The sequence below is a fragment of the Polaribacter sp. IC066 genome, from assembly GCF_007997085.1.
In the GTDB taxonomy this organism is placed as follows: domain Bacteria; phylum Bacteroidota; class Bacteroidia; order Flavobacteriales; family Flavobacteriaceae; genus Polaribacter.
Map to the genome: position 1 here is coordinate 81,754 of NZ_VORR01000012.1, position 15,782 is coordinate 97,535.

The 15,782-nt window shown below is 33.7% G+C and carries 7 protein-coding genes; 6 read left to right on the forward strand and 1 reads right to left on the reverse strand.

All coding sequences use genetic code 11. The features are described from left to right. Window positions 1-65: 65 nt before the first annotated feature. From ileS to ES044_RS06010, 5 genes are all read left to right on the forward strand, one after another. Complete coding sequence (gene ileS / locus ES044_RS05990) at window positions 66-3,476, forward strand: isoleucine--tRNA ligase (RefSeq protein ID WP_147186942.1); 3,411 nt, start codon at window positions 66-68, stop codon at window positions 3,474-3,476. A gap of 4 nt (window positions 3,477-3,480) precedes the next feature. Further along, the gene (locus ES044_RS05995) at window positions 3,481-3,858 is read left to right on the forward strand and encodes a TraR/DksA family transcriptional regulator (protein ID WP_147118938.1); all 378 of its coding nucleotides are present in this window, start codon (window positions 3,481-3,483) and stop codon (window positions 3,856-3,858) included. Between the two features lie 124 nt (window positions 3,859-3,982). Beyond that, a complete protein-coding gene (locus tag ES044_RS06000; RefSeq protein WP_147118939.1) occupies window positions 3,983-8,047 on the forward strand; it encodes a T9SS type A sorting domain-containing protein in 4,065 nt (1,354 codons plus the stop codon). Between the two features lie 13 nt (window positions 8,048-8,060). Next, a complete protein-coding gene (locus ES044_RS06005) occupies window positions 8,061-8,705 on the forward strand; it encodes a hypothetical protein (protein ID WP_147118940.1) in 645 nt (214 codons plus the stop codon). A gap of 43 nt (window positions 8,706-8,748) precedes the next feature. Then, entirely contained in the window at window positions 8,749-9,366 is a 618-nt protein-coding gene (locus tag ES044_RS06010) for a lipoprotein signal peptidase (protein ID WP_147118941.1), read from the forward strand. Window positions 9,367-9,617: 251 nt separating this feature from the next. Here ES044_RS06010 and ES044_RS06015 read toward each other — a convergent pair whose 3' ends face one another. After that, window positions 9,618-10,532, reverse strand: a complete 915-nt coding sequence (locus ES044_RS06015; protein ID WP_223269164.1) for a transposase — start codon at window positions 10,530-10,532, stop codon at window positions 9,618-9,620. Between the two features lie 587 nt (window positions 10,533-11,119). On the opposite strand from ES044_RS06015, the gene ES044_RS06020 reads away from it, so the two are divergent. Continuing rightward, window positions 11,120-15,782, forward strand: a 4,663-nt coding sequence (locus tag ES044_RS06020) for a reprolysin-like metallopeptidase (protein ID WP_223813543.1), incomplete at its 3' end; no start/stop codon positions are given.

The window sequence follows — 15,782 nt, forward strand, 5'->3', positions numbered from 1 at the left end:
ACGTTCAAAAGTTAAAAATTACTAGAAAATTCTTAATTTCGCAACCTTATCAGAAAAGAGACAGAATGAAAGCGAAATTTCCTGAATATAAAGGACTTGACTTACCAAAAGTAGCAGAAGAAATTCTAGAGTATTGGCAAGAAAATAACATTTTTGAAAAAAGTGTTTCTACAAGAGAAGGTGCAGAGCCTTATGTTTTTTTTGAAGGACCTCCTTCAGCAAACGGACTTCCAGGAGTTCATCATGTTTTAGCACGTGCTATTAAAGATATTTTTCCGAGATATAAAACCATGAAAGGCTACCAAGTAAAGCGTAAAGCGGGCTGGGATACGCACGGATTGCCAATAGAATTGGGTGTTGAGAAAGAATTAGGAATTACCAAAGAAGATATTGGTACCGCTAAAATTTCTGTAGAAGATTACAATGCTGCTTGTAGAAAAGCGGTAATGCGTTATACAGGTATTTGGAACGATTTAACAGAGAAAATGGGCTATTGGGTAGATATGGAAGATCCGTACATTACCTATGAGCCAAAATATATGGAAACTGTTTGGTGGTTGCTAAAAGAGATTTACAATAAAAAATTAATTTACAAAGGCTATACAATTCAGCCCTATTCGCCAAAAGCAGGTACGGGTTTAAGTTCTCACGAATTAAATCAACCAGGTACTTACCAAGACGTTACCGATACAACAGTTGTTGCGCAATTTAAAGCGATAGAAAATACCTTGCCAGATTTTTTACAAAATGAAGGCGCAGTTTACTTTCTTGCCTGGACAACCACACCTTGGACGTTGCCAAGTAATACAGCACTAACGGTTGGGGCAAAAATTGAGTATGTTTTAGTAGATACTTTCAACCAATATACCTTTGAGCCAACAAAAGTTGTGTTGGCAAAAAAATTGATTGGAAAACAATTCGGAGGAAAAAATAATTTTCAAGTTGCAGATGCAGCTTCTTTAAAGGAATATAATGCTGGTGATAAAAAGATTCCTTTTTACGTTATCAAAGAATTTATAGGTAAAGATTTAGTCGGCATAAAATACGAACAACTTTTAGATTATGTGCTGCCAAATGACAATCCACAAGACGCTTTTCGAATAATTACTGGAGATTTTGTAACGACAGAAGACGGAACAGGAATTGTACATACCGCACCTACTTTTGGAGCAGATGACGCCATTGTTTGTAAACAAGCAGTTCCGCCAATTCCGCCAATGTTGGTAAAAGACGAGAACGATAATTTAGTTCCGTTAGTTAACTTGCAAGGAAAATTTAGACCAGAAGTTGCTGAATTTGCTGGCAAATATGTAAAAAACGAATATTATGCTGATGGTGAAGCACCAGAGAAATCTGTAGATGTAGAACTTGCCATCAAATTAAAAATAGAAAATAAGGCTTTTAAAGTCGAAAAATACAAGCACAGTTATCCTAATTGTTGGCGAACAGACAAACCAATTTTATATTATCCGTTAGATTCTTGGTTTATCAAAGTAACCGATGTAAAAGATAGAATGCACGAGTTAAACAAAACCATCAACTGGAAACCTGAATCTACAGGAACTGGTCGTTTTGGAAACTGGTTGGCAAATGCAAACGATTGGAATTTATCGCGTTCCCGTTATTGGGGAATTCCCTTACCAATCTGGAGAACAGAAGACGGTAAAGAAGAAATTTGTATCGGTTCTGTAAAAGAACTAAAAGAAGAAATGCTACGTGCCGTAGACGTAGGCATCATGAACGAGGATATCTTTGCAAGTTTTGAAATCGGAAATATGTCTGAAGAAAACTATGCGAAAATAGATTTGCATAAAAACATTGTTGATGAAATTATATTAGTTTCGGCGTCAGGGCAACCCATGAAACGAGAAAATGATTTAATTGATGTTTGGTTCGATTCGGGATCTATGCCGTATGCACAATGGCATTATCCGTTTGAAAATAAACAAAAAATTGATGGGAATGAATCTTTTCCTGCAGATTTTATTGCAGAAGGTGTAGATCAAACGCGTGGTTGGTTTTATACTTTACACGCAATTGCAACCTTAGTTTTCGATTCTGTTGCCTATAAAAATGTAGTTTCTAACGGTTTGGTTTTAGATAAAAACGGACATAAAATGTCGAAACGTTTAGGAAATGCAACCGATCCTTTTACAACATTATCAACCTACGGAGCAGATGCAACACGTTGGTATATGATTGCAAATGCAAATCCTTGGGATAATTTAAAATTCGATTTAGACGGAATAGAAGAGGTTAAACGTAAGTTTTTCGGAACTTTATACAACACCTATTCGTTTTTTACTTTATACACCAATATCGATGGTTTTTCTTATGAAGAGGCAGATATACCTTTAGAAGAAAGACCAGAATTAGACCGATGGGTTTTATCTGAATTACATACTTTAATCAATAAAGTTGATACATTTTACGCAGCATACGAGCCAACAAGAGCAGCGAGAGCTATATCAGATTTTACACAAGATTATTTAAGTAACTGGTACGTTCGTTTAAGCAGAAGACGTTTTTGGAAGGGAGATTATCAAACAGATAAAATTTCTGCTTATCAGACTTTATATACCTGTATGATTACGATTGCGAAATTAGGCTCGCCAATTGCACCCTTTTTTATGGACAGATTGTACCAAGATTTAAATGCTGTAACAGGTAAAGAAACATCAGAAAGCATTCATTTATCAGATTTTCCTGTTTACAATGCAAGTTTTGTTGATAAAAGCTTGGAGCGTAAAATGGAAAGTGCACAAATTATATCTTCTCTAGTTTTATCTTTAAGAGCAAAAGAGAAAATTAAAGTGCGTCAGCCACTGCAAAAAATTATGATTCCTGTTGATAATGAGCAACAAAAAGAAGAAATTTTAGCGGTTGCAAGTTTAATAAAGCACGAGGTAAATATTAAGGAAGTTGAGATTTTAGAGGATGCTTCCGATATTTTAATCAAACAAATTAAACCAAATTTTAAAGCTTTAGGTCCGAAGTATGGCAAAGACATGCGATTGATCGCTGCAGAAATTAAGAAGTTTACCAAAGAAGATATTAACAAAATAGAAAAAAACAAAAACATTTCTATTGAGGTTAATGGAAAAAATATTATTTTAGATTTTGAAGATGTAGAAATATCATCAAAAGATATAGAAGGTTGGTTAGTTGCAAATGAAGGCGGGTTAACAGTAGCTTTAGATGTTACTTTAACAGAAGAATTACGAAAAGAAGGCGTTGCCAGAGAATTGGTGAATAGAATTCAGAATGCACGTAAAGACACTGGTTTAGAAGTTACTGATAAAATTAAGTTAACGGTTTTAAATTTTGAAAACTTACAAAATTCTATCAACGAGAATAAAGAGTACATTATGAGTGAAACATTAACCAAAGAGTTGGTTTTTGTAGATGTGTTAAGTAATGGTACAGAAATTGAATTTGATACCATTAAAAGTAGAATATTAATAGAAAAAATGTAACATTATGTCAAATGTTAGAGTAAAGTACTCCGAAGAAGATTTACAAGAATTCAAAGCAATTATTGATAAAAAAATAGCGAGAGCAGAAGAAGATTTATCCTTGCTAGAGGCTGCATATAAAAACGATTCTGATAATGGTACCAACGATACCTCATCATCTTTTAAATCTTTTGATGAAGGTTCTGAAGTGATGAACAAAGAATCAAATGTACAGTTGGCAATTAGACAAGAAAAATTTATCAGAGATCTTAAAAATGCGTTGTTACGGATAGAAAATAAAACCTATGGTGTTTGTAGGGTTACGGGTAAACTGATTCAGAAAGAGCGTTTAAAAATTGTACCGCATGCAACGTTAAGTATCGAGGCAAAAAGAAAACAATAAATAATTAATAGATATTATTTCATAAAATCTTCTACTTTAAATATCCAAGATATTTAAAGTAGAAGATTTTTACATTTATATTTCAAGAATTTATAAATGAGATATTTATCTTATTTTTGATGTTATGAGAAAAAGTTTAATGCTGCTGCTTATTTTAATTGGAGGTTTTATCATGTATAAAGCTTTTTCCACTCAAAAAGAAGAAGCATCACTGCAGCAAAAACATGAAAATTTTCTTAAAACCCATGTTTTGCAAAATACTTTAAAGCTTTCTAAAAAAGAGAGATTAGCAAAAGGTGTGCCGCCAAATAAATATTTTGAAGAAAAATATTTATTGGAAATAAACCCTTATACAGGCAGAACGCACCCAGAAAATACGTATAAAGTTCAACAAGATTTAAAAGAGAAAAAATTATATCAACAAAGAACTCCAGGAGATGCTATTGATAATCAATGGATAGAAAGAGGTCCTAACAATGTTGGCGGTAGAACAAGGGTTTTACTTTTTGATCCTAATGATGCTACTCATAAACGTGTTTTTGCAGGTGGTATTAGTGGAGGTTTGTGGGGAAATGATAATATTACAGATGAAAATTCTTCTTGGTTGCGGGTTGGAATTGATGAAAACCTGTCAATTAGCTGTATGGCCGTAGATCCAAATAATTCTCAAATTATGTATGTAGGAACGGGTGAATTGTATGTTGCGCAACAAGCTTTGGGCAACGGAATTTGGAAATCTATAGATGGTGGGGCAACTTGGACTAATATTTATAATATAAGAGGAGCTACCGTTATTTCTGGAAGCAGTGCAACGGTGCCCGGAACGTATTATGTGACCGATATTATAGTACGTGACGCAGATGGCGATCATCTAACAGCAGATGATTCTGAAGTTTTTGCTAGTATAGGCGCCTCTTTTTATTCTGTAAACCCTAGAGATACTTTTGTAGGAATTAATGAATATGGTCTTTATAAATCTACAGATGCTGGTACAAGTTGGTCTAAACTTATAGTAGAGGTGGACGGGAGAAGCGTTTCAGGGAATGATTTTGAAATAGGATTAGATAATGCGCTTTGGTTGGCAACAACTAGCAATATTTACGGCAAAGGTGGCGGAAGAATCTATAAGAGTGCAGATGGCAATATATTTACCTTAAAACATACCATTCCAAATGCAAGAAGAACAGAGATTTCGGTTTCAAGACAAAATGCCAATTCAGTATATGTTTTAGCGAGAGTGGTAACTATGGATGTTAATGACGATTTAATAGCTCCTTTTGTTTCAATATTAAAAACGGTTGATGCATTTGCAACAATACCAACAGCATTAACTTTACCGAATGACGCAGACACAAATATTCCTCCAGATGATTTTACAAGAAGTCAGGCACATTATAATTTAACGGTTGAAGTAGATCCAACAAATGACGCTATTGCTTATGTAGGAGGAATCGATTTATTTAGAACTACGGATAGTGGTTTAAATTGGTCACAAATATCAAAATGGTCTAACAATAATAATTTGGCAACTTTAGATGTTTCTTTGGTTCATGCAGATCAGCACGAAATAGTATTTCATCCAACAGATGCGAATACCGCAATTTTTGGGAATGATGGTGGTGTTTATTATTCTTTAAATTTATCTGACTCCGCTAGTCGTAGCTCAATTATCAATGAAAGAAATAAAGATTATAATACGGTTCAATTTTATAATGCTGCTATTAGTCAGTCTTCAACTCTAGAATACTTAATAGGAGGAACACAAGATAATGGAACTCATTTTTTTAATAATTCTTCTGAAGGGATTCAGAATTCTGAACGTATTTTTGGGGGCGATGGTACTTTTTGTTTTATTGATAAAGACGGCACTTATATGCTTGCTACTTATTTGTATAATAGAATTGTACGGTTTAATTTACCATATACAAGCGCAAGCGCATTTACAATTTCATCAGACAAAAGTACAGGTAGTTTTTTAAATGCAATGGATTTAGATGAAAATTTAGATATTTTGTATTCAAACGGAACAAACCATTTAGCTCGTTTTTCAGATATTACAACAAGCACGCCTATTAGAACAAATATTACGAATGCGCTGTTAAGCAATATTACTGCCATAAAAGTTTCTCCTTTTACAACAACTTCTTCTAAAGTGTTTGCAGGCACAAGAGCTGGCAAGCTCGTAAAAGTTGAAAATGCAGACACCGAAACACAAACAATTACAGATATTTTTGATGCTTCTTTCTTAGGAAGTATCTCTAACGTAGAATTTGGCGCAGCTGAAAATGAAATTATGGTTACTTTTTATAATTTTGGCGTAGAAAGTATCTGGTTTACAGATAATGGTGGAGCAACTTGGGCAAATAAAGAAGGCGATTTCCCTGATATAACTGTAAGAGATATTTTAATGAACCCTTTAAACAACGATGAAGTTATTATTGCGACAGAATTAGGTGTCTGGAATACCAATAATTTTAAAGATGCTTCTCCAAAATGGAATCAATCTTACAACGGCATGTCTAATGTTGCTGTAACCTCTTTAAGTTTAAGAACATCAGATGATACAATTTTAGCGTCTAGTTATGGTAGAGGTTTATATACGGGTAAATTTAGCGGGAATGATTTAACGGTTTGGACAGGGAATATAGATACAAATTTTGCAAATACAAACAATTGGTCTAATGGTTTGCCAACAAGTTCTATGGATGTTAAAATACCAGCAACTACTATAAATCCGATGATAAACACAGCTATTAGTGTGGCAAATATTTCAATAGAAAAAAAGGCTTCTTTAACGGTAGGCGCTTTTGGCGCTCTTACTATAGAAGAAAATTGCACAAACGAAGGCGTATTTACAATCAACTCTAGTATCGCAAATTCTGGGAGTTTAATTTTAAAAGGAACATCCGCAGGGAATATAACCTATAACAGATATGTTTCTGATAATTGGCATTTAATAAGTGCTCCTTTATGGAACGAAGTGTATGATAATGATTGGGTTGCTGCAAATTCAATTCAAGCTAGCTCGCAAAATATAAATTCTAGAGGTATTGGAACTTATAATAATGATACGGGTAAATGGCAATATATGTTAGCTGATGATATCTTACCGTTTACAAAAGGAAAAGGTTTTGCAATAAAAAGAACTACTGAAGGGAATACTAGTTTTACAGGAACCATCCCTGATAAGGCTGTAAATATCGCTATTGATACCGGAACGTCTAATTCTTTCAATCTGATAGGAAATCCATTTCCGTCGTACGTCGCATTAAATGAAAAGGTAGATGGAACAGATAATTTTTTAACTATAAATAATGTTGCTTTAAGTGAGATGACAATTTGGTATTGGAATGGAAGTAGTTACAAAACTTTAAATCAAGCTTCTTCGGCTAGATATTTAGCGCCAGGTCAGGCCTTTTTTATAAAATCTATTGAAGCAGGTGCAACGGTTTCTTTTACAAAAGCATTGCAACAGCATCAATCAGAAACATTTTTAAAGAAGGTACACGTAAGGCCAGAAATAAGATTGATTTGTAAAAAAGGAAATGAAGAAAAATATACTGATATTTTTTATATTAAGAATGCAACAAAAGGTTTTGACAATGGTTATGATAGTTCTTTGTATACCGGAGTGTCTTCTAGTTTTGAAATTTATACCCAATTAATAAACAGAGAAGATGATAAAAATTTGGCCATACAATCGATACCAAAAGAAGATTCAATTATAATTCCTGTAGGCATTACTGCCTCAAAAAATTCAGAAATTGAAATTAGTATGACCTCAAAAAATTTAGATGCGAATTTAAAAGTGTATTTAGAAGATAGAGCGTTAGAGATTTTTACACTTTTAGGCACTGAAAAAAGTACGTATACGTTTACGTCAGATGCAAATATTTCGGGTTCAGAGAGGTTTTTTTTACACACATCTTCTAAACCACTAAATACTAAAAAAGAAATTTTTGCAGCGGTACGATTATTTTCTTCGGATAAAAAAATACATTTTAAAAATTTACCAAGTACTACGAATACAGTAGTTACCGTATACGATTTAAAGGGCACAGAAGTTTTAAAACAAAAACTTTATAAAAATCAAGAGTCTATGAATGTTGCAACCTTATTGAGCGCAATTTATTTGGTTACGGTAAAAACAGATAAAGGAGTTTTTAAGAAAAAGATACTTGTTCAATAAATTTTTTAGTTCAATGAAGAACGTTGTTCTGGTTATTTTTTTATCGATTTCTTTGGTTAGTTTTTCACAGAAAAAATTAATTAAAAAGTTTACTTCAACCTTAAATGAGGTCCTCATTTCTACAAAAGGTTTAGATGATTTTGTGTTAGAAAATGCAACGACCAATTGTATAGAAATTATACTTTTTTCAGAAAACTCTCATGAGCAAGATATTCTTGTAGCGCAAAAAAATAATGAAATTCAAATAGCTTTTCAGTTAGATGAGGTGCAGGAAAAAGAAATTATTTTCAGAAAATTTATGACCGAAAGATTGCAGAAAGCAAATGCCATTATAAGAATACCAAAAGGGAAAAAAGTAATTATTTTTGGAGATAATGTAGATATCGAATCAAAAGATTTTAAAAACCCTTTAGAAATATATATAGAAAATGGCATTGTAAAATTGAATACTATAAAAGCAAACATCCTCCTAAAATTATATTCAGGCAATGTGTATGCAACGGTTAAAGATTCAAATATTAATGTACTCTCAAAAAAGGGTACCATTAAAGTAAATACTAGTGTTTATCAAAAAGAGTATAAAAAAGTGGCTGTTTTAGCGACAAAGAAAATTAGTATTACTTCTTTAATGGCTAATATTCTCTTAACAACTAAATAAACATAATAATAGTGTTATTTTTGCAATTTCAAATTCTAAATAAATGTCAAAGAAAAATCTTGCTATTTTAACAATTATAATTGCAATAATTTTAGATCAAGTTATAAAAATTTATGTAAAAACAAATTTTGTTTTAGGTGAAGAAGTTGTTGTTTTTGATTGGTTTATAATCCATTTTACAGAAAATAACGGCATGGCTATGGGCTTTGAGTTTGGCGGAAAAGGGGGGAAACTTTTTTTAACTTTATTTAGGCTCGTAGCGGTAACGGCTCTAATGTTCTGGTTAATTGGCAACATAAAGCGTAAAGTTCATAACGCAGTTATTATCGGAATTTCACTTATTTTTTCTGGTGCTGTGGGTAATATTATAGATTCTGTGTTTTATGGAGTTCTTTTCGATCATCCTTCTCATAAAGTAGCCACCATGTTTCCTGAAGTTACTAACGGACAATTCTTTTTTGGTAAGGTTGTAGACATGTTTTATTTTCCTATTTGGAGTGGAGATTTGCCTAGTTGGATTCCTTTTATTGGCGGTGATCCTTTTACTTTTTTTCAATATATTTTTAACCCAGCAGATTCTTTTATAAGTATAGGTGTGGCTTTACTTTTTATTTTTAGCAAGCAAGCTTTTCCTAAAGAAGAAAAAGTAGTGGAGCAATAGTTGATTTCTTTATAACATTTTTTGAAGTTTAGAATATTGTATTCATTTTTACGAAAAAAAAGTTTGTTTTTAGATCATCTTGCAAGAAAAATAGAATTACGATTTTAGGAAAACAATTGATACCTAAATATTTTAGAAAAAATTAAGTTTTTAATCTTAGATAGTTATTTAGTGAATCTTTTAACTTTAAAGCTTAAGTGCAATTAATCAAACATAAGAAGTCATTACTATCAAACAACTTATCATGCGAATCAAGAGTTAAACAATAGTGTTATAAATGCTGCTGCCAGTCGACCATAAACATGTAGATTTAACCCTTTAGTAGATCTTACTTTGCTAGCTTTTTGTATGTCTGATTTTTCAATAAGCCAACTAAATAGCGCTTCAATTGGTTGTCTAATTTTGGATACAGCTCTTGAATATAAATCGTTTGCAGCATGATCAAACTTTTTTAAAACATCAGGCATTCCTTTTACAGCCTTCACTGGTGTTAACATTTCCGAATTAAAATTAGCATGCATATCTGTGAAAAAACTTTTAGATTGATATGTTTTATCACCAAAAAACGTTCGATTTTCTTTTTCTGACCAAGCTTCTTTAAATAGCGCAAAGTCGTTTACAGAAGCCGCAGTAAATATAATTTGTTCTGGATGTGGTAATTTAGTTGGGTTACAAAACCCTAAAGCATGCAATTTCATTCCATAATAATACATGCTTTTTGTGGAGCAAAATCCTTTATCTGTAATCTCGGGTGCAACTTTATCCGAGCGTTTTCCAGAGCAAGTGACAATAGGCATTGAATCTAATACGCTAAATTTTGCCGAACACTCCTTTGGGGTGAATTCAGTTAAAAGCATGCTTACAAGAGTATTCATAACATTAGAAAGCCTATTTATTCTGCGGTTAAAAGGTTGATAGCTACCTAAATCTGGAAACCAACTCAATAAATACTCACTTGCAAATTGATGTATTTTATTCATTTTAAAAATCCCTTGATGCTCCATTACAAATAGATAAATCGTGACGATTTCTTGATCTGTAAGTTTTGGAGTATTATTATTGCTAAAACGCATCGAATCGAATTGTAGCTGTTCATCAAACTTTTTACATACATAATCATATAATTTTACTAACTTGAAATTCTTGTTATTGTTCTTTGTATTCAAAATAATCTCGTTGAAATTGACTATTAAGATACTGAAAATCAATAACTTAAACAAGTTTAAGAGGTTGTTTTTCAACTAATTAAACTTGTTTTTTATCTTTATTTCAAACCTTGATTCGCATTTATAATGAATATTGCGTTTTAACTATTTCATTAGTGCGCTATTGAAGTAGAATAAATCTATTTATATTATCTAAAATTCCTTAAAATTTTTAAACTTATTTCTTGTTAAATATATTTTTAAACAATATATTTAACATTTTTTAATAGCTTATTTATTTTTTCTGATTTAAAAACGTTTTTTTATTTTATAAAAGCTTTTTTATTTTTTAATCGATAGAATTCCCCGACGCTCTGCGTCGGTGGTCAAGAGGAAAGTTTGAAAACCTGGGTTTTCATCAAACTAAAAATAAGGTTTTTTTCAGCTTGATACCTCGATGGCTCTGCCTCGAGGTTGTTCATTAGTGAACAGTGTAGTAAGTCAAATCCTTAATAAGTGCGCTTTAATTTAAGTATCTCTCTGTATTTGTAAACAATATTTTAAACACCATAATTTAAAACTAGTATCATCATTAAAATTAATAAAAAATGCATTTGAAAATTAAAAGTACGTTATTACTACTAGCATTACCTCTAGTAATGTTAAGCCAAAATGGCAATTATTGGTCAAAAACTAGTGCTAAGAGTATTGCCCAAAAAGATGTTATTCAGTATTTATCCAAGGCAGAAAATCCGGTATATTATAATTTGGATAAAGCTTCACTAGCTACTTATTTAGCAAATGCACCAGATAGATTTGAAGCAAGTAGTTCTGCTGTCGTGCTTACGATACCCAATCCAGGAGGAGGAATGGATCGTTTTGAAATTTTTTCTACGCAAACCATGGCAGAAGGATTAGCGCAAAACCATTTAACAGTAAAGAGTTATGTAGGTAGAAACGTAGTAAATAAGTCTCATACATTAAGAATTACACTTACCACGCAAGGATTTTATGGAATGACCCTAGGCTCAACATATGGTCAGACACTTATAAATCCTCGTGTTAAGGATACAAATATGTATATGGTATTTAGTTCAAAAGAAGCTATAAATACTAGGAATTCGTTTAAGTGCGAAGTGGAAGAGGTTGGAAATACTTTTGAGAGTAAATCGACTTTTGAATCTCAAAAATTTATAAATGGTGAAATATTGAGAAGATATCGTCTTGCCATGGCTACAACAGTTGAATATTCTAACTATCATTGGCTTGCGGCTGGTCTTACGGCTTCTGACACTGATACGGCTAAAAAAAATGCTGTATTAATTGCTATTATGGTAAAAGTAGATCGTCTCAATCAAATCTTTGAAAGAGATTTAGGCATTACCTTACAATTAATAGCAAATAATGACCTATTAATAAGTTTAGGAGATACTGCGAATGATGGTTATACAAATGGCAACCACAGTGCATCTATAAACGAAAACCAAACAATAACTAATACTAAAGTTGGTGCTGCGAGTTATGACGTAGGTCACCTTTTATCTACACTTGGTGGTGGTCTTGCGCAAGTTTCAGCGGTTTGTGGTAGTGGAAAAGCTAGAGCTGTAACAGGTTCACCAGCCCCAGTTGGCGACAATTTTACGATAAGTATTCTTGCGCACGAATTTGGGCATCAATTTGGTGCTAGGCACACCCAAAGTAGTAACGTTAATGAAAACCGAGCTACTGCTGTAGAACCAGGTTCAGGAAGTACAATTATGAGTTATGCAGGCGTTGCAGCACCTAATGTTCAAAATAGGAGTGATGCGATGTTTCATTTTACAAGTATTTCAGAGATTAGCGCTAGATTTGGTTTTACTAATACTGGTAGTTGTGCAGAACAAATCACAATTGCAAATGCTGCACCAGTTTTAACTGCAGTGCCAAATTATACCATTCCTGTAAATACCCCTTTTAAATTAGATGTTACTGCTACAGATGCAAATGGAGATGCCCTAACCTATAGTTGGGATCAAATAGATAATGAAATTGTGCCCAATGTACCCATGCCACCTGAGTCTACTTCAACAGCAGGGCCTAGTTTTAGATCTTTTTTACCTACAACAAATTCTGCTCGTTATTTTCCTGGATTAAGTACCTTAGTAACCAATGTATATGCTAGTACTTGGGAGGTATTACCCACAGTAAGTAGAACGTTAAATTTTGGCGTAATTGTAAGAGACAATAATGCGCTTGGTGGTCAAGTTTCAAATACAACTACAACATTGACAGTAGATAATACTGCAGGACCTTTTAGAGTTACCTCTCAAGCAGGAGCAGCTATCATTTGGGGTGTTGGTGACACAGAGACCATTACTTGGGACGTTGCTAATACAGATAATGCTGCAGGCGTGAATTCGCAAAATGTTGATATTTTAATCTCAACAAACGGTGGACAAACCTTTAATACCGTTTTGGTAAGTAATACCCCTAATGATGGTTCTGCAAATATAGTAGTACCAAACAATTTAACTGCCAACGCTAGAATAATGATTATAGCTGCAGATAATGTATTTTTTGATATTAATGAAGCCGCTATTGAAATTACAGCCACACCACCTAGTTGTATTAACGCGCAAAACATAGATGTAGATAATATTTTAGCGGATGCTGCGGTACTATCTTGGACAGGCTCACAATCTAATCCTTCTAATGGCTATGATTATATCGTAAATACTACAGGAACAACGCCTACTGCTAGTGCAATGCCAACAGCAACCTTAGCCCAAGGCGCTACAACAGTTACTCCAAATGGTTTGGCAGCGAATACCACTTATTATTTTTACATTAGAGCAAATTGTGGAGGCGGTGATTTGAGCGATTGGTCTACTGCAGTATCCTTTAAAACAACTTGTACTGTTTTAACAGCCCCTTTTATCCAAAATTTTGATGGTGCAAGTTGGGTAAATAATGGAAGTATTGATCCTTGTTGGCGAAGAAATCCAGAAATTTTTGTTTCAAATTTTACTTGGGGACCAAGGAGAGGCCGAGCCCTACAAAATCATGCTACAGGGCCAACAAGAGACGTTACTGATGAACAAAACGGTGGAACTGTCGGAAAATATATCTATGCAGAAGCATTAGGAAATAATACATTTCAAAATGGTGATGTAGCAATTTTAAGCACACCGCCTATTGATTTAACTGGCTTAGCTGTACCTAGAATGAAATTTAGTTACCACATGTTTGGTTTTACTATGGGTACCATGAAAGTGGAAATTAAAGAGATTAATGCTATTACCTACACTACCCTATTCTCTATTTCAGGACAACAACAAACTACAAGTGCTGCTCCTTTTATAGAACAAATTATAGATTTGAATGCGTATGCAGGTCAAAGTGTTCACATCCGTTTTATAAGTATAAGGGGAGAAGATTGGGGTTCTACTGTTGCTTTTGATCAATTTGTAATTGAAGAAACTACAGGATGTGCTAATCCAGAAAATCTAATGGTATCAAACCTGGCAGTAAATAGTGCTGACTTGTCTTGGGGAACCATCGGTACTGCTGTAAACGGTTACGAATGGGCAGTTATGGCAGATGGTGTTGCCGTAAATCCTGCCAATGCAGTTGCCACAGGCACTGTAGCTGCAGGAACAACTACAACCCAAGTTACGGGGCTTAATTCATCAACAACTTATGATGGGTATGTAAGATCCAATTGTGGCGCGGCAGGTCTAAGCAGTTGGTCACTTGTAACTAAATTTAGGACTATTTGTGGCGTTATTACAGCTCCTTTTACAGAAAATTTTGATGGCGCTCAATGGACATCAGGATCAGGAGGTTCCTCTAATACTGGAGATGCAATTGATTCTTGTTGGAGTAGAAATCCTGCTAACGCTTCAGAATTTCAATGGAGTGTAAGAGCAGGTGCTACAGGATCAAGAGATACAGGCCCATCAAATGATGTTACTGGTGGAGGGAAATATGTATATACCGAATCAAGTAATCCAAGTGGAACTACTATTAGCACTGGTGATGTAGCAACTATAAGCACACCTGCTATCAATTTAAGTGCTTTAGCAGTACCCAGAATGAAAATTAGCTATCATATGTATGGTGCTTCTATGGGTACATTCAGGGTTGATGTTAAGGAGATTAGTGCATCTACTTATACTACTGTATTTACTAAATCTGGGCAAGAACAAACGGCAAGTACTAATTCTTTTACAGAGCAAACAATAGATTTAAGTGCATTTGCTGGAAAAAGTGTTCATATTCGTTTTATAGGTATAAGAGGGAATAGCTTTAATTCTGATATTGCTATAGACCAATTTATTGTAGAAGAAACTCCAGGGTGTTTTGCGCCTTCTGGGTTAAGTGTAGCTAATATTTCTGCAACAACAGCAGACTTATCTTGGAATGCTAGGACTACAGCAATTAACGGTTATGAATGGGTGGTAATGGCAGATGATGTTGCACCAAATATAACCACTGCAATTGCCACAGGAACGAGCGCTATGGGAACTTTAACTGCTCAGGCTGCAGGTCTTAGTGGATCCACAAATTATGATACCTATATAAGAACAAATTGTGGTTCGGGAGTTTTGAGTAGCTGGTCTAGTGTTTTTAATTTTACATCAGCTGCAACATTTATTACATGGACAGGTGCCATAAATAATAATTGGACAACAACTGGCAATTGGAACACATCTGTTGCCCCTTTGTTAGATGATAATATTGTCATACCAAGCACAGCTGCAAGACAGCCAGTAATTGGAGCTTCAAGTGGTGTTTCATTAAATAATTTAAATATAGCTAATGGCGCTTCTTTAAATATTACCAGTGGTGGTTCTTTAATTGTAAAAGGAACCTCTACAGGAAATATTACTTATAATCTAGCCATTCCCGACAATAATTGGCATTTGGTATCGAGTCCTGTTGTTGGTGAGCAATATAATAACGCTTGGGTAACCGATAATTTGATAACAATCTCAGCAAATGCGAATAGAGGAATTAGTACCTATGATAATAGTGTAACGTTGGCTTCAGGCCGCTGGAAGTATTTTAAAGGCGGAACTACAGAAACATTTAATACAGGTATCGGTTATTCTATGTTAAGAAATACTGCTGGTAATTTTAGTTTTACTGGAAGTTTTCCAACTACAAATGAAATAAGCCCAGCCATTTCGCAAAACGATAATAGCTGGAACTTACTAGGAAACCCATATCCTTCTTATATAGATATTGCTAAATTTATTGATGCAAATACTTTAAAAATAGCACCCGCTT